Origin of the sequence: Bradyrhizobium sp. SUTN9-2 (genome assembly GCF_003122645.1) — a bacterium.
Taxonomy (GTDB): domain Bacteria; phylum Pseudomonadota; class Alphaproteobacteria; order Rhizobiales; family Xanthobacteraceae; genus Bradyrhizobium; species Bradyrhizobium yuanmingense.
The window spans coordinates 1,512,699-1,529,806 of record NZ_LAXE01000001.1; the positions used below are offsets into that span (position 1 = coordinate 1,512,699).

16 protein-coding genes, 1 tRNA gene and 1 pseudogene are annotated in these 17,108 nt (G+C 64.7%); 4 read left to right on the forward strand and 14 right to left on the reverse strand.

Annotation, left to right across the window (positions count from 1 at the left end):
* Positions 1–40 precede the first annotated feature (40 nt).
* Entirely contained in the window at positions 41–1,129 is a 1,089-nt protein-coding gene (locus XF30_RS07130) for a Zn-dependent alcohol dehydrogenase (protein ID WP_035997137.1), read from the forward strand.
* Between the two features lie 144 nt (positions 1,130–1,273).
* Here the strand turns inward: XF30_RS07130 and XF30_RS07135 are convergent, their stop codons facing one another.
* The 6 genes and pseudogenes from XF30_RS07135 to XF30_RS07160 all read right to left on the reverse strand — a co-directional run bounded on the left by XF30_RS07135 (position 1,274) and on the right by XF30_RS07160 (position 7,652).
* Positions 1,274–2,746, reverse strand: coding sequence for an amidase (locus tag XF30_RS07135; RefSeq protein WP_109142289.1), 1,473 nt, complete (start codon positions 2,744–2,746; stop codon positions 1,274–1,276).
* A gap of 93 nt (positions 2,747–2,839) precedes the next feature.
* Entirely contained in the window at positions 2,840–3,988 is a 1,149-nt protein-coding gene (locus tag XF30_RS07140; protein ID WP_109145606.1) for an alpha/beta hydrolase, read from the reverse strand.
* 174 nt (positions 3,989–4,162) lie between these two features.
* Positions 4,163–5,032 (reverse strand): MBL fold metallo-hydrolase, encoded by an 870-nt coding sequence (locus XF30_RS07145; RefSeq protein ID WP_109142290.1) that lies wholly within the window; start codon positions 5,030–5,032, stop codon positions 4,163–4,165.
* 100 nt (positions 5,033–5,132) lie between these two features.
* Positions 5,133–5,744, reverse strand: a complete 612-nt coding sequence (locus tag XF30_RS07150) for a glutathione S-transferase family protein (RefSeq protein ID WP_109142291.1) — start codon at positions 5,742–5,744, stop codon at positions 5,133–5,135.
* A gap of 133 nt (positions 5,745–5,877) precedes the next feature.
* Positions 5,878–6,719, reverse strand: a pseudogene (locus tag XF30_RS07155) (fumarylacetoacetate hydrolase family protein).
* 84 nt (positions 6,720–6,803) lie between these two features.
* Complete coding sequence (locus tag XF30_RS07160; RefSeq protein WP_192893059.1) at positions 6,804–7,652, reverse strand: MBL fold metallo-hydrolase; 849 nt, start codon at positions 7,650–7,652, stop codon at positions 6,804–6,806.
* Positions 7,653–7,777: 125 nt separating this feature from the next.
* Between XF30_RS07160 and XF30_RS07165 the strand changes: the two genes are divergently transcribed.
* Entirely contained in the window at positions 7,778–8,254 is a 477-nt protein-coding gene (locus XF30_RS07165; RefSeq protein WP_035997316.1) for a DUF3775 domain-containing protein, read from the forward strand.
* Between the two features lie 160 nt (positions 8,255–8,414).
* On the opposite strand, the gene XF30_RS07170 is transcribed toward XF30_RS07165, so the two are convergent.
* Together XF30_RS07170 and XF30_RS07175 are read right to left on the reverse strand one after the other, a co-directional pair.
* Complete coding sequence (locus XF30_RS07170; protein ID WP_035997153.1) at positions 8,415–9,197, reverse strand: SDR family oxidoreductase; 783 nt, start codon at positions 9,195–9,197, stop codon at positions 8,415–8,417.
* Between the two features lie 130 nt (positions 9,198–9,327).
* Entirely contained in the window at positions 9,328–9,840 is a 513-nt protein-coding gene (locus XF30_RS07175; protein WP_036021099.1) for a CvpA family protein, read from the reverse strand.
* Between the two features lie 121 nt (positions 9,841–9,961).
* Here XF30_RS07175 and XF30_RS07180 point away from each other — a divergent pair, with 121 nt between their 5' ends.
* Positions 9,962–10,723 carry an SDR family oxidoreductase gene (locus XF30_RS07180; protein ID WP_109142293.1) on the forward strand — a complete coding sequence of 254 codons (762 nt, stop codon included), beginning with the start codon at positions 9,962–9,964 and terminating at the stop codon, positions 10,721–10,723.
* Between the two features lie 205 nt (positions 10,724–10,928).
* On the opposite strand, the gene XF30_RS07190 is transcribed toward XF30_RS07180, so the two are convergent.
* Positions 10,929–12,521, reverse strand: a complete 1,593-nt coding sequence (locus tag XF30_RS07190; protein WP_192893060.1) for a GMC family oxidoreductase — start codon at positions 12,519–12,521, stop codon at positions 10,929–10,931.
* A 388-nt stretch (positions 12,522–12,909) separates the two neighbouring features.
* Between XF30_RS07190 and XF30_RS07195 the strand changes: the two genes are divergently transcribed.
* A tRNA-Met gene (locus XF30_RS07195) sits at positions 12,910–12,986 on the forward strand.
* Positions 12,987–13,065: 79 nt separating this feature from the next.
* Here the strand turns inward: XF30_RS07195 and XF30_RS07200 are convergent.
* Genes XF30_RS07200 through XF30_RS07220 form a run of 5 tightly spaced genes read right to left on the reverse strand, consistent with a single transcriptional unit; the run spans position 13,066 to position 17,031 of the window.
* Positions 13,066–13,833, reverse strand: a complete 768-nt coding sequence (locus tag XF30_RS07200; protein WP_109142296.1) for an ABC transporter permease — start codon at positions 13,831–13,833, stop codon at positions 13,066–13,068.
* A complete protein-coding gene (locus XF30_RS07205; RefSeq protein WP_109142297.1) occupies positions 13,830–14,594 on the reverse strand; it encodes an ABC transporter permease in 765 nt (254 codons plus the stop codon). The genes XF30_RS07200 and XF30_RS07205 overlap by 4 nt, the downstream gene beginning before the upstream one ends.
* Positions 14,591–15,397: an ABC transporter ATP-binding protein gene (locus XF30_RS07210; protein WP_109142298.1), complete on the reverse strand. Its 807-nt coding sequence runs from the start codon at positions 15,395–15,397 to the stop codon at positions 14,591–14,593. The genes XF30_RS07205 and XF30_RS07210 overlap by 4 nt, the downstream gene beginning before the upstream one ends.
* A complete protein-coding gene (locus XF30_RS07215) occupies positions 15,394–16,098 on the reverse strand; it encodes a GntR family transcriptional regulator (protein ID WP_109142299.1) in 705 nt (234 codons plus the stop codon). Before XF30_RS07215 ends, XF30_RS07210 begins: the two co-directional genes overlap by 4 nt.
* A gap of 12 nt (positions 16,099–16,110) precedes the next feature.
* Complete coding sequence (locus XF30_RS07220; RefSeq protein WP_244608879.1) at positions 16,111–17,031, reverse strand: ABC transporter substrate-binding protein; 921 nt, start codon at positions 17,029–17,031, stop codon at positions 16,111–16,113.
* Positions 17,032–17,108: the final 77 nt, after the last annotated feature.

Consider the following 17,108-nt stretch of genomic DNA (forward strand, 5'->3'; position numbering starts at 1 on the left):
CGCGCTGCGATCAAACAAAAAGCGCGATAGGGAGTGTTCGATGAAGGCCGCCGTCCTCTATGAAGTCAACCAGCCGCTCGTCATCGAGGACATCAGCCTGCCGAAGCCGGGACCGCGCGAGGTGCTGATCCGCACCGCCGTCGCCGGCCTCTGCCACTCCGACCTGCATTTCATGGAAGGGCTCTATCCGCATCCGCTGCCGGCAGTGCTCGGACACGAATCCGCCGGCGTGGTCGAGCAGGTCGGCTCCGATGTCACCTATGTGAAGCCCGGCGACCATGTCGTCACATGTCTCTCCGTCTTCTGCGGCACCTGCGACAATTGCACGACCGGCCGCACCGTGCTCTGCACCGACGCGACGGTGAAGATGCTGCCGGGCGTCTCCAACCGGATGCAATGGTCGAAGCCGGAGAAGCTGCACCAGTTCCTCAATCTCTCCTCCTTCGCCGAGCAGATGCTGGTGCACGAGAATGCCATTGTGAAGATCCGCAAGGACATGCCGCTCGATCTCGCCGCGCTGATCGGCTGCGGTGTCATCACCGGCTATGGCGCGGTGGTGAACACGGCGAAGGTGACGGCCGGCGAGACCGTGGCGGTGATCGGCTGCGGCGGCGTCGGCATGGCCGCGATCAACGGCGCGCAGATCGCCGGCGCCGGCCGTATCATCGCCATCGATACCAATCCCGCAAAACTCCAGCTCGCGACCAAGCTTGGCGCGACCGACATCATCAACCCGGCCGACGGCGATGTCGTGAAGCAGGTCCGCGACCTCACCAATGGCGGCGTGCATCATTCCTTCGAGGTGCTCGGCCGCAAGGAGACGGCCGAGCAGGCTTTTGCGATGCTCGCCTCCGGCGGCACCGCCACCATCGTCGGCATGATCCCGTTTGGGCAGAAGATCGAGCTGCACGGCTTCGACTTTCTGCGCGAGCGCAAGATCCAGGGCTCCTCGATGGGCTCGAACCACTTTCGGGTCGACATGCCGCGCCTAGTCGACTTCTATTTGCGCGGCCGGCTGCATCTGGAAGACTGGATCTCGGCCAAGCTGAAGCTCTCCGAGATCAACGAGGGTTTTGCCAACATGAAGGCAGGCAAGACGCTGCGCAGCGTGATCGTGTTCGATAGCTAGCGGCCGTTACGGTGTCATCGCCCGGTCAAGCCGGGCATGACAGTTCGTAGCCCGGATGGAGCGAAGCGCAATCCGGGATCTTTGTCGCGGATCGGCTGTCCCGGATTTCGCTTCGCTCCATCCGGGCTACAGGACTTCGAAGCATCAATCATCGAACATCTTCGGCGGCACGAAGCCGCCGAACTCGCGCTCGATCAGCTCGGCGAGCTTGAGCGGCGTCCTGTCCTCGAGGAAGGGACCGACGATCTGCACACCGACAGGCAGACCGTGTTTCGACAGGCCGAGCGGAACGGCCGTTGCCGGCAGGCCCGGAAGCGTTGCGATGCCCGGCCAGGCGAGCTGGTCGGAATAGGGGTAATCCTTGCCGTCGATGCTGATCGTTCGCAGGCGTTGTTCCGGCGAATGATCGTGCGGAAAGGCCGGCGTCGGCATGATCGGGCAGATCACCGCGTCGAAGCTCTTGAACAACGCCCGCCATTGCGCGCGGAGCACGGCGCGGGTCCCTGCGTCGAGGACCCAGGCGCGGTGGCTCGCGGTGATGCCGCGCAGTCGCTCCGCGCCGAGGCTGCGATCTTCCGGCGAGAGCTGGCTCGCCCGCGCCTGCGCATCCGCCAACTCGTCGGGAGGTAGGAACGCGCCGAGGAAACCCAGCAGCATGCGCATGTAAAGCCGGGACGTCTCCGCGAAGTCCGGGAGCAGCGCGCTCTCGCGTGCGACGGTGACGCCGGCCTTCGCAAGATCGATTGCGAGCTTGTCGATTGCGCTGCGGACATCCCGGTCGCTCGGCAGCAGAGGATGGCTGTCGATCACCAGGATACGAAAATCCCGCAGCGACTGATGCCGCGCAGCCGGCAAATCGAGCTTGTAGGCGATACCGATGTCGAGAGGATCGGGTCCCGCCATGACGTCGAGCAGCAAGGACAGATCCGCCGCCGTGCGCGCCATCGGCCCGATGACGGCGAGGTCGCCCTCGCGCGGAATGGCTGGAAACGGCGGCGGGGTCTCGCCGCGCGCCGCGCAGAGATTAAGGGTCGGCTTGTGCGCGAACACGCCGCAATGAAATGCCGGCACACGCAGGGAGCCGCCGATGTCCGAGCCGGTGGCGAGCGCGCAATAGCCTGCGGCGAGGGCTGCCGCCGATCCCCCGGACGAACCGCCCGGCGTGCGGCCGAGATCGTAGGGGTTGTTGGTGGTGCCGTAGATGTCGTTGTAGCTCTGCCAGTCGCCGAGGCCGACCGGCACGTTGGTCTTGCCGAGGATCTCGCCGCCGGCCTGCTTGATGCGGGTCACCGCCAGCGCGTCTTCCACGGGCTTGAAGCCCTTCTGCGGCACGAATCCCCAGGTCGTCGGCAGGCCTGCGATGTTGAAGGATTCCTTGATCGTCGTGGGCAGGCCGAGCAGCGGCTTGTGCTCGCCGCGCGCCAGCGCCGCATCCGCCTCGCGCGCCGCAACGAGCGCGCGATCGAAATCGCGCACGCACACCGCGTTGATCCTGCCGTCGTGCCGTTCGATACGCGCAATCGAATCCTGCGTGAGCTCGACCACCGAGACCTTCTTCGCACGCAACGCGGCCGACAATTCGCCCGCACTCTTGAAACTCCATTCCGATCCGGCCACGGCGCTTCTCCCGCTCTGGTTGCTCGAAGATGATGCGCAGTCTGGCCGAATCTCGCAACGGCTGTTTGATGAAGATTGTGGTTCCCGGTCAAATCAGGCCATGCCGGCTCTGGCGAGGAAGTCGAGCAGCAACCGGCTGACCGCGGCCGGCTGCTCCTGCTGGACCCAATGGCCGGCGCCGTCGACGAGATGGCAGCCGAGCATCTTCGTGCACGCGCTGCGCTGCATTGTCTCGAAAGCGCCGGCCCGTTGATAGGTGCCCCAATCCTGCTTGCCCGAGATGAAGCAGGAGGGCACATCGATGCTGCGGCCGGCAAGCAATTGCATCTCGTCATTGAGCATGCCCGATGTGCCGTAGCGGTACCATTGCAGCCCGCCCTGAAATCCGGTGCGGCTGTACTCGGCGCTGTAATAGGCAAGGTCGCTGTCCCGCAGCCATTGGTTCGCGGCGATCGCGGCCGGCGAGGGCATCTCCTTCGCGACCGTCTCGGCCATGGTCTCGTGCAAGTCCATCACGTAATAGGTCGGCAGCTTCGCCAGCTCCTGCGCCGACCATGCTTGCAGCGGATAGGGCTTGTTGTCGGTCCAGTCCGCGCTCTTGTGATGATAGTAGGCGCGCAGGAAATCATGCACGCCCTGCGGTGCCTGCTGCATATCGGCATTGGCTTCCCGTGTCGAATAATACCATTGATAGTGCTTGCGTGGCCGCGGCAGCGAGGCGAGCTCACGATGCACCGGGTCTTCCACCGCGGGCTTTGCCGGATTGTCGACCGTGCCGAACGGCAGCGGCGGCGGACCGCCGAACGGCGCGCTCATCATCGTCACCGAACGAAACACGTCGGGCCGGATCAAGGCGCACCAGGCTGCGACCGGGCTGCCAAAATCATGTCCGACCACATCGACCTGCCTGTAGCCGAACGCCGACACCAGGCCGAGCGCATCGCGCACGAGATTGAGAAGCGAGAACGGCGCGAGAGGGCCGTCGTACTCCGCGCTCCATCCCGTGGTGCGTCCGTAGCCGCGCTGGTCCGGTGCGATCACGTGGTAGCCGGCCGCGCTGAGCGCCGGCATCACCTTGCGCCAGGAGAAGGCGAGCTCGGGAAAGCCGTGCAGCAAGAGGATACAGCGCCGTCCTTTGGTCTCGAATCCGGCCTCCAGCACATGCATCCGCAAGCCGTTGATGCCCTCGACGTGACGCGAGCGGATGCCGGCGGGCAGGGGGATGTCGGGGAGCGCGGTCATGGTATTCTCCACACGGGCAGTATCGTAGGGTGGGTTAGCCCCGGGGATTGCGCGAAGCGCAAGCCGCGCGGCGTAACCCACCTCTTTATTCTCCGCGGAGGCAGAAGTGGTGGGTTACGCTCGGCGTCTGCGCTTCGCGCAGCCGCAGAGCTAACCCACCCTACGACAGCCAGACTAAACCGCCACACATTCGAACGCGTTGCCCTTGCTCCTGATCTTCCCGACCGACGGCGAGGGGAAATGCGCGGTGCAGCACAGCGTGTCGGTGTCGCAATAGCGTTCCAGGAAGCTGCGGCGCGTCTTCGCGGCTGCGGCCGGATCGACGTCGAACTTGATCGACAGCTCCGGATAGAGCGTCTGCAGCGGCGAGTGCATGAGATCGCCGGAGAACACCGCATCGTCCTTGCCGCGGCCCATCGTGATGGCGATATGGCCGGGCGTGTGACCCGGCGTCGGCAGGATGCGGACGTGGTCGCCGATTTCGTGGTCATTGCCGACGAGCTCGTGCCTGTTGGCCTCGACGACCGGCAACACGCTGTCGACGAAGGGCGGAATCTCCGTCTTCGCGTTCTGCGCGGACCAGTGATCGAACTCCTGCTTGGCGAACAGATAGCGCGCCTTGGGGAAGGTCGGCACCCAGCGGCCGTTCTCCAGACGCGTATTCCAGCCGACATGATCGACATGCAGATGCGTGCACATCACGAAGTCGATGTCGTCGACCGAGAACCCCGCGGCATCGAGTCCCCGCAGGTAGGTATCGTCCGTCTTCATGTTCCATTTCGGACGATTGGGCCGCGGCTTGTCGTTACCGACGCAGCTATCGACCAAAATGGTGTGATGCGGCGTCTTCACCACGTAGGATTGGAAGCACAGCAGCAGCACGTCCTCTTCGTCCAGCGCCTTCGACTCGCGCATCCAGGTCCGGTTCTCGGCCAGCACGTCCGGCGTCAGTCCCGGCAGCATCTCCAGCGCCGGGACGAACGAGGTCTCCTGCTCGATGATGCGATGGATGGTGAGATCGCCGACCGAGAACTTGAGGCTCATGAGAACTCCCGAGATACCAGCATGATCCGGAAAAGTGTGCAGCGGTTTTCCGACAAGATCATGCTCAAACAACAAGCTAAAGCGCGACGATGGTCGCGCTTTAGCTGGCCGGCGGCACCGAGATCTTGACGGAGGGCCGCTCCAGCATCTTCTGGTGGAATGCGTCGAGCTTCGGAAAGGCCTTACGCCAGCCGCAATCGGCGAAGCGGAAGTCGGCATAGCCGAGCACGCAAACGAGGCCGATCTGCGAGATGTCGAACGGGCCGTTCAGCACGTCAGGCATGTTCTCGAAGCGCGCCATGCCGGTCCAGGCCCTGTTCCAGTGGTCGTCCGACCAGGCCTGCCATTGCAGGCCCTGCGGCCGCACCATCTTCTCGTAGCGGCACAGCAGCATGGAATCGAGCATGCCGTTGATCAGCGAGTGATTGGTCTTGGCTTTCCAGCGCCGCGGGCCGTAATCCGGGATCAGGCTGCCGCCGGCGATCTCGTTGAGATATTCGACGATGACATAGGAATCCAGGATCACGTCGCCGTCATTGGTGATCAGCACCGGCAGCTTCTTCAGCGGCGTGATCTTCGAATAATCCTCGTTGGCGGTGCCCGGCGTGACGCTCGCGGGCACGAGCTCGATCTTGTCGATCAGCCCGAGCTCGATCGCAGCGATGCGCACCTTGCGGGCAAAGGGCGAGGCAGGGGAGAAGGTGAGCTTCATGGAGAGTATCCCACAAATGAACGTTTTGTTTCGTCATTGCGAGGAGCGAAGCGACGAAGCAATCCAGAGTGTTGCCGCGGAGGGATTCTGGATTGCTTCGCTTCGCTCGCAATGACGGCGAGAGGGCGGAGGCTTACGCCGCCACGATCTCCTGGCGCTGCTCGCCGAGGCCCTCGATGCCGAGCGTGACGACGTCGCCGACATTGAGGAAGGTCGGCGGCTTCATGCCGAGGCCGACGCCGGGCGGGTGCCCGTGGTGATGACGTCGCCGGGCAGGAGCGTCATGAACTGCGAGACATAGGAGATGCACTTGGCCATCGAGAAGATCATGGTCTTGGTCGAGCCGGTCTGGCGGCGCTGGCCGTTGACGTCGAGCCACATCGACAGTTCCTGCACGTCCTTGATCTCGTCCTTGGTGGCGAGCCACGGCCCGAGCGGGCCGAACGTGTCGTGCGACTTGCCCTTGGTCCACTGGCCCAGGCGCTCGATCTGGAAAGCGCGCTCGGAGACGTCGTTGCAGACGCAATAGCCGGCGACGTGGTTCAGCGCGTCGGCTTCCGAGACGTATTTGGCGCGGGTGCCGATGATGGCGGCGATCTCGACCTCCCAGTCGAGCTTGGTCGAGCCGCGCGGCTTCTCGACGGGATCATTCGGGCCCGACAGCGAGGTATTGGCCTTCATGAAGATGATCGGCTCGCTCGGGATCTCGGCGCCGGTCTCCTTGGCATGGTCGGAATAGTTGAGGCCGATCGCGACGAATTTCGAGATACCGGTGACGGGGGCGCCGAACCGGGGCTTGCCGGAGACGGCGGGCAGCGAGCCGGGATCGAGCGCGGCCAGCTTCTTCAGGGATTCAGGCGAATAGGCCTCGCCGGTGAGGTCCTTCAGATGCGCCGACAGGTCGCGCAACTGGCCGGATCTGTCGATCAGGCCGGGCTTTTCCGCACCCTTCTCGCCATAACGAACAAGCTTCATTCTCGTTTCTCCCTGGGAATGGACCGATCGGTTAACTGCTTCATGGAACAGGGCGGCGGGAAATTCAACCGCCCAAAACGGGCATCACCCCAGCGCCACGAACCTGAATGCGTCGCCGTCTCGCTTGATATGTCCGGCGGAATAATGACCGCCGATCACCAGTGTGGGTGTGTCGGCAAAGCGCGAGAACACCGCGTGCCGGCTTGCCGCCGAACGCGCGGGATCGGTATCCACGGTCGAGCACCAGTCGAGATGGGCCATCTGGCAGGGATGATGGGCAACGTCGCCGGTCAGAAGCGCCTGCTCGCCATCGGACTCGATCAGGACGCTCATGTGCCCCGGGCTGTGACCGGGGGTCGGGATCATTTCGATCTCCTCGCAAAGCCGATGGTCACTCGGGACCAGATCGGCCTGGCCGGCATTGACCACTGGCTTCACGGAGTCGTTGAACACCGCGACCTTGTCCGGCTCGGCCGTGTAATCACGCCAGTGCTCATATTCGGTCCTGCCGAAAACGTAGCGCGCCTTCGGGAACGTCGGCACCCATCGGCCGTCAACCAGCCGCGTATTCCAGCCGACATGGTCGACGTGAAGATGCGTGCACAGCACGGTGTCGATGCTGTCAGGCGGAAACCCCGCCGCGGTCATGGTCTCCAAGAACGGCGTGCTGCGGTTGTTCCAGGTGGGGACGCCGCGGCCTTGCTTGTCGTTGCCGAGGCCGGTGTCCACCACGATCCGCCGCGTCGGCGTCTCCACCACCAGCGAGTGGATCGACATTTTCAGCCGGCCTTCGTCGGTGGCGAAATGCGGGATCAGCCAGGGCAGCTTCTGGATCTCGTCATGGGTGGCTGCCGGCAGGATGAAGCGGGTCGAGCCGACCGTCTCCATTTCGACGAATTTCGTGATCCTGACCTTGCCGACCTTCCACTGCATCCGCCGCCTCCCATTTTCTTGCTCTTGCGCTGGAACATGCACGTTTTCTGCCATCGGGCGCAATGGATCATCTGAGGTGATGTGGCGTTATCGCGGGGAACTGGATGCTAGCCGAAGAGGACGCCATGCCAGAGCTTGCGATTTCCGCGGAAAAGGTCGCCTTTATCATCGAGAAGGCGCGCGAATTCGACGTCAAGGAGGGGGCTTCTGATCCGGACTCCGGCTCGAACGCGGCCGACGACGATATGATGGACGTCCTCGACGACGATGGCTCCGATCCTGTCGTCCAGGAGCTCGGAAGCTTCATGATCGCCTTGAACGAGGACGAGCAGCTCGATCTCGTCGCGCTGACCTGGCTCGGACGCGGCGATGGCACGATCGATGACTGGGACGATCTGCGCGCCCGCGCGTCGGAGGCGCGCCGTGAATATGGCAGCCCACGCCGCGAAACGGTGCACTATCTGCTCGGCGAGCCCATGCTGGGCGATCTGCTCGCGAACGGGCTCGACGAATTCGGCATCGACTGGACCGATGAGCGCACCACCGCCGATTCCTCCGCTCCGAGCCAGCAGGATGAGGACGAGCCGACCAAGCAGCGGTGATGATTTTACCTCGCCCCGCTTGCGGGGAGAGGTGGGCGCGAAGCGCCGGGTGAGGGGGAGTCTCCGCGAGTCCGACTGTCACCGTGCTTGCGGAGAGAGCCCCTCACCCCAACCCTCTCCCCCGTAAGAACGGGGCGAGGGAGTACATCTGCAAACGCGACTACAGCGTCCCCGGGAACGCGCCACCATCCAGCAGAATGTTCTGTCCGGTGATGAAGCCGGCCTTGGCGCCGCACAGGAAGGCGCAGGCATAGCCGAATTCGTCGGGCTGACCGAAGCGCCCCGCCGGGTTGAGCTTGGCGCGCTCGGCCAGGATCTGCTGCGGTGTGACACCGCGCTTGTCGGCTTCGCCCTTCGCGGTGCTGGTCAGGCGATCGGTCTCGAACGGGCCCGGCAGCAAGCCGTTGATGGTGACGTTGTTGATGACGGTCTTGCGCGACAGGCCGGCGATGAAGCCGGTGAGGCCGGCGCGGGCTCCGTTGGAGAGGCCGAGGATATCGATCGGCGCCTTCACCGCGGCCGAGGTGATGTTGACGATGCGGCCGAACTTGCGCGCCATCATGCCGTCGACGGTCGCCTTGATCAGCTCGATCGGGGTCAGCATGTTGGCGTCGATCGCCTTGATCCAGTCGTCGCGGGTCCAGTTGCGGAAATCGCCGGGCGGCGGGCCGCCGGCATTGTTGATCAGGATGTCGGGCTCGGGGCAGGCCTTCAGCACCGCCTCCCGGCCCGCCGGCGTCGTGATGTCGCCGACGATCTCGGTGACCGTCACGTCGGGATAGGCCTTGCGGATCTCGTCGGCGGTCTTCTTCAGCGCATCAGCGCCGCGCGCGGTCAGCGTGACGTCAACGCCGGCCTCCGCCAGCGAGAAGGCGCAGGCGCGCCCGAGGCCCTTGCTGGATGCACAGACGATGGCGCGGCGACCTTTGATCCCAAGATCCACTGTTTCACTCCCGTAAATGTCAGGCAGGTTTTGGACGGCGGCTACATTAGCCAACTGTGATGCCGCTGATAAGGGATCGGCCCGCACCAAAATGCATGCGCCTCGCGGCTAGCGATGCAAATGCGCCAGATCAGATCCGCCGCTCCTGCTTGAGGCGGTCGATCGCGGCGGCAGCCTCCGGCGGCAGGGACTTGAAGCCCATCTGGCCCGCGGTCGAGAACAGCGGCCGCAGATGCGAGCCGGCGAGGAAGGGCGGCTGGCGGTTCGTCGGCACGATCTGATCGAACACCAGCACCAAGGTGGTGGCGACGAGGCCGACCCTGACGGCGCCGAGCGCCGCGCCGCCGAGCCGGTCGCCGAGGCCGGCCTCGCCGATCGTGTCGTTCAGCGCGATGCGGCCGATATGGCCGAACAGCATGCCGACGACCACGAAGATGGCGAAGAACCAGATCCAGTTCTGCAGCAGCGGCGAGTTCGGATTGCCGGCGATCTGCGGTGCGATCAGCGGCATCAGCGCCACCGCGATCGGGGCGGCGAGCAGATAGGCGAGGATGGTCATGGCGCTGCGTAGCAGCCCGGTCCTGAACCCCAAGCCGACCGCGACTGCCAGCGCGGCATAGACGGCGAGATCGAAACTGTTCATGCGCGAAAGCCCTGCCTCGACGGAACGAATGAACGCCGAGCCGATCATTCCGGTTTCAGATCGCTAAAATCGTCTGTATTGGTGGCTCCAAAGCTTAAAGGAACCGTCCAAGGAACGCGTCATGTCAGACCTATTCGACGTCAGTAAAGAAACCATCCTCGTCACGGGTGCGAGCCAGGGGCTCGGCCGGCAATTTGCCCGGGTGCTGGCGGCGCATGGTGCGGCCGTGGCGCTCGCCGCGCGGCAGGCCGACAAATTGAAGGGCCTGGAAGAGGAGATTCGCGGCAAGGGCGGCCGCGCCGCGGCGGTCGCGCTCGACGTCACCGACACCGCCTCGATCGCCAGGGCGGTCGATGCCGCCGAGGCCGCGCTCGGCCCCGTCACCGTGCTGATCAACAATGCCGGCATCGCCATCGAGAAGCTCGCGACCGAGCAGACCGAGGCGGATTGGGACGCCGTGATCGGTGCCAATCTCAAAGGCGCCTATTTCCTCGCAACCGAAGTGGCGCGGCGCATGATCGCGCGCAAGCAGCCGGGCAACATCGTCAACATCGCCTCCGTGCTCGGCACCGGCGTCTTGAAGGCGCTCTCGCCTTACGCGATCTCCAAGGCCGGCATCATCCAGGCGACGAAAGCGATGGCGCTCGAGCTCGCTGGCCAGAACATCCGCATCAACGCGCTTGCGCCCGGCTATATCGATACCGAGATGAACCACGCCTTCTGGTCGACGCCGGCAGGCGAGCGCCTCGCCAAGCGCATCCCGCAACGCCGCGTCGGCGCCGAGTCCGATCTCGACGGCGCGATTCTGCTGCTGGCATCGAATGCGTCGCGCTACATGACGGGCAGCGTGGTGACCGTGGACGGCGGGTTCTTGCTGAGTTGAACGTGTCTTCGCCTCTTCCCGCGTGCGGAGAGGCCGGAATTTGCGAAAGCAAATTCCGGGTGAGGGCGAGCCTCCGCGATTCGAGACGGCGAGTACACGCGTCGCTCAATCCGCGTCGTCATTGCGAGCGTAGCGAAGCAATCCAGAATCCCACCGCGGAAAGACTCTGGATTGCTTCGCTGCGCTCGCAATGACGGAAAACGACTTAGCGCATCTCTCCACGGATCATATCCGCCGCCTTCTCCCCGATCATGATGGTCGGCGCATTGGTGTTGCCGCCGATCAGCGTCGGCATGATCGAGGCGTCGACGACGCGCAATCCTCCGATGCCATGCACCTTCAACGCCGGATCGACCACGGCCATCGCGTCGGTGCCCATCTTACAGGTGCCGACGGGGTGATAGACGGTGTCGACACGCGCGCGCAGAATGGCGCGGATGTCCTCGTCCGTCTTCACGTCGGATGTGAACATGTCCTTCTTCTGCAGCGCCCGCATCGCAGGTGTCTCCATCAGTCGCCGCGTCGTCTTGAAGCCGGCGACCATCGCCTCGAGATCCTCCGCCTCGCCCAGAAAGTTCGGGTCGATCATCGGCGCTGCGAGTGGATCGGCGCTCTTCAGCCAAATGCTGCCGCGGCTCTTCGGCCTGAGCAGACAGAAATGGCATGAGAAGCCCGCCTCCTTGTGCTTCTTGCGGCCGTGATCGTCGAGCATCGCGATGACGAAGTGGAACTGGATATCAGGCACGTCGAGATCAGGCCGGGTTTTCAGGAAGCCGCCGCATTCGGCGAAATTGGTGGTCATCACGCCGCGCCGCTCGCGGCGATATCGCTGGATACCGCGCAGCAGGGATGGCAACCGACTGATCGAGGCGTGAACGAAGTGCGGATAGTCGGAGGCGTAGACGAACACGAAGTCCGGATGGTCCTGCAGATTGCGCCCGACGCCCGGCAGGTGATGCACGACGTCGATGCCGTGGGCGGCAAGCGCATCGACATCGCCAATGCCCGACAGCATCAATAGCTGCGGCGACTGGAAGGCGCCGGCGGCGAGGATCACCTCGCGGCGGGCGCGCAGCTGCCTTGTCTGCCCGCCCTGCACATATTCGATGCCGACGGCGCGCCCTGCTTCGAACAGGATCTTCGTTGCCTGCGCTCCCGTCTCGACCCGCAGATTCGGCCGCTTGCCGAGATGAGGAGCCACATAAGCCCGCGCCGCGCTCCAGCGCTCGCCGCCCCGCTGGGTCACCTGGTAGCTGCCGAGCCCTTCATGGTCCTCGGCATTGAAGTCCTCGCGGATGCGGAACTGCGCCTCGCGCGCGGCCTGATGGAAGACGTCATGGATCGGATTGTCCGAGCGCAGCCGGTTGACATGCAGCGGGCCGCCCTTGCCGTGATATTCGCCGTCGAAATCGGCGTTGTCTTCCGAACGTTTGAAATAGGGCAGCACGTCCGCATACGACCAGCCGGCATTGCCGAGCGCGGCCCAATGGTCGTAATCCCATTTGTGGCCGCGGATATAGACCATGGCGTTGATCGCCGAGGACCCACCGAGGCCCTTGCCGCGCGGCTGATAGCCGATGCGGCCGTTCAATCCCTTCTGCGGCACGGTATCGAACGCCCAGTTGGCCGCGGCGTAGGGCAACGCGAGCCCGAATGGCGTCGTGATCCGCCAGGTGTCGTTGCGTCCCCCTGCATCGAGCAGCGCGACGGATGTGCCCGCATCCTCCGACAGCCGCCCCGCAACGGTGCAGCCGCCCGAGCCCGCGCCCACGACGACGAAATCGAATGTGTCGGTCAATGTTGTTTCCCCCCCGTTTACCGTCATTCTGGGGCGCGCGAAGCGCGAACCCGGAATCTCGAGGTTCGCTTCGCCTCCCGGAACGGCACCCCGGCGTTTTCGGCCTTAATCTTGTTGCCGCAGGCTGGCCGTTTGTGGAACTTCTGGCAAGAGCGCGCGGAACGGCGCGGAAACTCGTCCATCCCCCTGTCACAAAGTCGAAAAAAACGTTCCCGCAGCCCTTTCCAAAGGCAGCCCGCCTTGTTACATACCCCCCGCACCCGACGGGCATTGCCCGGGGGTCGCCTTCCAAGGAAGCCTTTGGGACGGAAGCGAAAAGCCAGCGCGGCCAGCGCCGGCCCTCAACCGACCGTCCCCAGGATTTAACCGAAGGCGCGCAAAGGTTTAACGCGGGGTGGAGCAGCCCGGTAGCTCGTCAGGCTCATAACCTGAAGGTCATAGGTTCAAATCCTATCCCCGCAACCAAATTCGGATTGACCGGATCCGAGACGGAAACGGCCCGCGTGAAGCGGGCCGTTTTTGTTTTGGCGATGGGATCGCCGCGCTACCTCGCCGCGGTCTGCCAGGCGAGTAGCCGCTGCTCGACCAGTGACATCGCAATCGACGTCAAATATCCGGTCGCACCGAGCAGGATGACGCCGGCGAAGAGGTCGGCGGACCGGAACGCGCGTGCCGAGAGCAGCACCCAGTGACCAAGGCCGTCGAGGCCGGCCAGGATCTCGCAGACCACCGAGAGGATCAGCGCAACCGTCAGGCTGAGCCGCATGCCCGCGAGAATATCCGGCAATGCCGAGGGCAGGGCGATCTTGGCGATGATTGCGGTGCGCGACATCTGCAGCGAGCGGGCGACCTCATAGAGCCGCGGCTCGACGGCGGCAAAGCCGTGAATGGTGGCGAGCATGATCGGCCAGATCGCGCCGAAGGCGATCACGAACAGCGCCATGCCTTGCGTCAGCCCGAGCATCGCGATCGCGACCGGGATGATCGCCGAGACCGGCAGGGGCCGCAAAAATTCCAGCGACGGCGCGACATAGGCGCGCATCATCCGGGACGAACCGATCAGCGCGCCAAGCGCAATGCCGGCGATCGAGGCGGCGAACCAGCCATAGGCCATGTGCTCCAGCGTGCCGATGAGCTTGCCCGCGAGATCGCCGCTGGAAAAGCCGCGCACCAAAGCGGCCCAGGCGCGGTCCGGACCGGGCAGGAACACCGGCGACACTAGCTTCAGATTGGCGACGAGTTGCCACGCCGCGATGAAGCCGGCTGCGACGAGGGCGCTTGCGACACGCCAGAGGATCGCGGTGCGCTTCATGGATTGTCTCCGGCGAGCGCGGCGCGGCCGAACAGACGGCGCTGGGCGGCGATCAACAGCATGTTCAGCGCGTAGCCGATCGCGCCGATCCAGACGAGATAGGCCAGCATCAGGTCGGCGCGCAGGGCCTGCTGTGCCAGCATGATGCCGGCACCCAAGCCGATCGGGTTGATGGCGATCTCGACGGTGACCGCGACGATCAGGGCGATCCCGGCCGACAGGCGGAAGGCGACGAAGATCCGCGGCAGTGCGGCCGGGATCACGATCTTCGCGATCCGTTGCGGCGCGCTCAGCCGCAAGGCCCGCGACACTTCCATCAATCGCGGCTCGATGCTGCGCACCGCGCTGCGGGTCATGATCAGCATCGGCCAGACGCAGGCGAACGCCACGATCACGATCTCCATGCGGTAGCCGAAGCCGAGCGCGATCAACGCAATCGGCAGCAGCGCGATCGAGGGAATCGGGCGAATCGCCTCGACCGTCACCTCCATCAGCCGGTCAAGCGGACGCGAAATGCCGAAGGCGATGCCGAGCGCAAGCCCGATGGCGCTGCCGATGGAAAGACCCGCGAAGGCAGCGAACAGCGTGTCGCGGGTCGCGATCGGGATCGAGAGATCGGCGAGCGCCGTGGCCAGCGCCGCGAGGATTGCGCTCGGCGGCGCCAGGCTGTCGCTTTGCAGATGGGTGAGGCGCGCCCAGAGCTCAAACGCCAGCACCAGCGCCAGCGGCAGCAGCAAGGGCTTGGTGCGATCGAGGCTCAATGCTCGGTCGCCTTGATGAAGTCGAACAATTGCCGGCGCAGCCGCAGGAATTCCGGATGCTCGCGGGTGGCAAGCTGGTCGCGCGGACGCGGCAGGTCGACGTCGAGTTCGATCCCGATCCGGCCCGGATGCGGCAAGAGGCCGATGACGCGGTCGCCGAGATAGATCGCCTCGTCGAGATCGTGGGTGACGAAGATCACGGTGGTCTCGCTCGCCTGCGTCAGCGACAGGACCTCGTCCTGCAAGCCCTGCCGCGTCATTGCATTCAGCGCACCGAACGGCTCGTCCATCAAGAGCGTGGTCGGCTCCTGCGCAAGGCAGCGCGCGATCTGCAGGCGCTGCTGCATGCCCCCGGACATTTCGGCCGGATATTTGTCGGCATGGCCGGGCAGTCCGACCTTGCGCAGCAGCGCCTCGATGCGCGCGCCGCGTTCGCGCGCCGGCACACGCGAGGCTTCCAGCGCCAGCGAGATGTTTCCGGCCGCGGTCCGCCACGGCAACAGCGCCTTGCCGTAATCCTGGAACACGATCGCGACCTCACGCCGCGGCTCGGTGATCTCTTCGCCGTCAAACGTCACCGCGCCGCTCGTGGGGCGATAGAGGCCTGCGGCGAGCCGCAGCGCCGTGGTCTTGCCGCAGCCGGAGGCGCCGACGATGCAGAGGAATTCGCCCGGCCGCACCTGGAGATCGAGGTTCTCGATGATGATCTTGCCGCCGAGCCGCAGCGTCGCGGCGTTGAACGCGATCAGCGGTTTCTGCGGCCGCGCGGCGCGCACCTCGCTGAGCCTTGCAACGACGCTCATGATTGCTCTCCGCCCACCTGCGGATAGACGAAATCGATGGTCGAGTGCAGATGCGCCGCCAGCATTTTTTGCGCGGCGGCCACGTCGCGGGCGAGCACGTGGTCGGCGAGCATCTGGTGACTGCGGATGAATCTCTCGCTGCTGTCGATGGCGCCCATCATCACGCGGCGATAGCGGTAGGCCTGGTCGTAGAGGTCGGAGTGGGCGGCCAGCATGCGCCGCGAGCCGCAGGCGGCGAGCAGCGCGGTGTGGAAGCCCTTGTGCAGCCGGTCGAACTCCGCCGCGCCCTCGCGGAATTCGTTGCCGGTGCGTTCGATGTGTCGGCGCATCTGGTGCAGCGCGCTGATGATGCCGGCCTCCCAGGCGGCATCGCCGTGGAGGATGGCGAGCCTGACAGCCTCGATCTCGACCGCGGTCCGCATGCAGGTGATGTCGGCGAGATCCTCGCGGCTGACCTCGGCGACCCGAAAGCCGCGCTGGCCGATGCCCACGATCAGGCCGCGCGACATCAATCGCGACAGGCCTTCACGCAGCGGCGTGGCGCCGATCTCGTAGCGCTGCACGAGGTCGACGATGCCGAGCCGCGATCCCGGCGCGAGATCTCCTGCCAGGATGTCCTGCTCGATGAGGTTTGCGGCACGTTCGCTCAAGGTGCCGGCTTCCGTCGGCAGGCGTTCGAGAGTGCGCTCGGGAGCTGGCATCGTCGATATCCCTTAGTTCAGCACCAGTTTCGCGGTGTCGAGCTTTGATTGCAGCATCTTCTGCGACGACATCACCTCGATCCACCAGCTGAGGTTTTGCGGCTTGAGGTTCGGCTCGGACTGGTTCGGCGGCGTTGCCTTGACCAGCTCGAGCGGCTGCTTGGTGAACTTGGCAATCGAGGCCGAGGCCTTCTCGCGGTCGCCGTTGACGATCGCGGCCGCCTCCGCGACGGCTTCGCGGAATTTCTTCACGGTGGCCACATTCTTCTCCGCCCAGTCGCGCGAGGCGGCATAGAAGATGATCGGATCGGTGCGGCCGAGCTCGGCACCGTAGCGCGCGCCGACCGAGCCGAGCCCCGCATTGCTCATGCGCGTGACGAACGGCTCGGCCGTGAGCACGGCATCAACGCCGCCCGACTTGATGATGTCGGCCATGGTGGGGAAGGTGACTTCGACGAAATTGACGCTTTTGGGATCGACGCCTTTTTCGACCAGCCATTTCACGAACAGCACATGGAGAAAGGCGTTCAGGCCGGGCGCGCCGACCTTCTTGCCGATGAAATCCTTGGGATCCTTGATGGTGATGCCGTTGCGGACGAAGGCGGCGATCGCGGTGTTCGAGGTCGGATTCATGACCGAGGCGCCGGCGATCGCGACCAGGTCGAGGCCGCCGTCGACGGCCTGGAGGAAGACGGTGGAGGTGGGGCCGCCGACCTGAATCGAGTTCGACAGGATCGCCGCCGGGATGTTGGAGTTGATCGCGATCGGCGTCATCTCGACTTGCAGCCCGTGCTTTTTGAAGATGCCTTCGTCGACCGCGACCATGGCCGAGGCGCAGTCGGAGGTCGCGGTGCAGCCAATCTGGATCTTGGCTTGGCCCAGCGCGGGTGCCGTCAGGCCAGCAGACATCCCGAGCACGAGGCCCGCCAACATCGTTCTGCTCGTTCGCCTCACTGCGCTCTCCCCGTTTTGTATTTTTCAGTCTTGTTTATCGATATTTTATCTGATCA

Bases quoted from the DNA above. Each gene is read 5' to 3' on its own strand.
- XF30_RS07130 (WP_035997137.1), top strand. From the start codon at position 41: ATGAAGGCCGCCGTCCTCTATGAAGTCAACCAGCCGCTCGTCATCGAG.
- XF30_RS07140 (WP_109145606.1), bottom strand. From the start codon at position 3,988: ATGACCGCGCTCCCCGACATCCCCCTGCCCGCCGGCATCCGCTCGCGT.
- XF30_RS07145 (WP_109142290.1), bottom strand. From the start codon at position 5,032: ATGAGCCTCAAGTTCTCGGTCGGCGATCTCACCATCCATCGCATCATC.
- XF30_RS07150 (WP_109142291.1), bottom strand. From the start codon at position 5,744: ATGAAGCTCACCTTCTCCCCTGCCTCGCCCTTTGCCCGCAAGGTGCGC.
- XF30_RS07160 (WP_192893059.1), bottom strand. From the start codon at position 7,652: ATGCAGTGGAAGGTCGGCAAGGTCAGGATCACGAAATTCGTCGAAATG.
- XF30_RS07165 (WP_035997316.1), top strand. From the start codon at position 7,778: ATGCCAGAGCTTGCGATTTCCGCGGAAAAGGTCGCCTTTATCATCGAG.
- XF30_RS07175 (WP_036021099.1), bottom strand. From the start codon at position 9,840: ATGAACAGTTTCGATCTCGCCGTCTATGCCGCGCTGGCAGTCGCGGTC.
- XF30_RS07180 (WP_109142293.1), top strand. From the start codon at position 9,962: ATGTCAGACCTATTCGACGTCAGTAAAGAAACCATCCTCGTCACGGGT.
- XF30_RS07200 (WP_109142296.1), bottom strand. From the start codon at position 13,833: ATGAAGCGCACCGCGATCCTCTGGCGTGTCGCAAGCGCCCTCGTCGCA.
- XF30_RS07210 (WP_109142298.1), bottom strand. From the start codon at position 15,397: ATGAGCGTCGTTGCAAGGCTCAGCGAGGTGCGCGCCGCGCGGCCGCAG.
- XF30_RS07215 (WP_109142299.1), bottom strand. From the start codon at position 16,098: ATGCCAGCTCCCGAGCGCACTCTCGAACGCCTGCCGACGGAAGCCGGC.
- XF30_RS07220 (WP_244608879.1), bottom strand. From the start codon at position 17,031: ATGTTGGCGGGCCTCGTGCTCGGGATGTCTGCTGGCCTGACGGCACCC.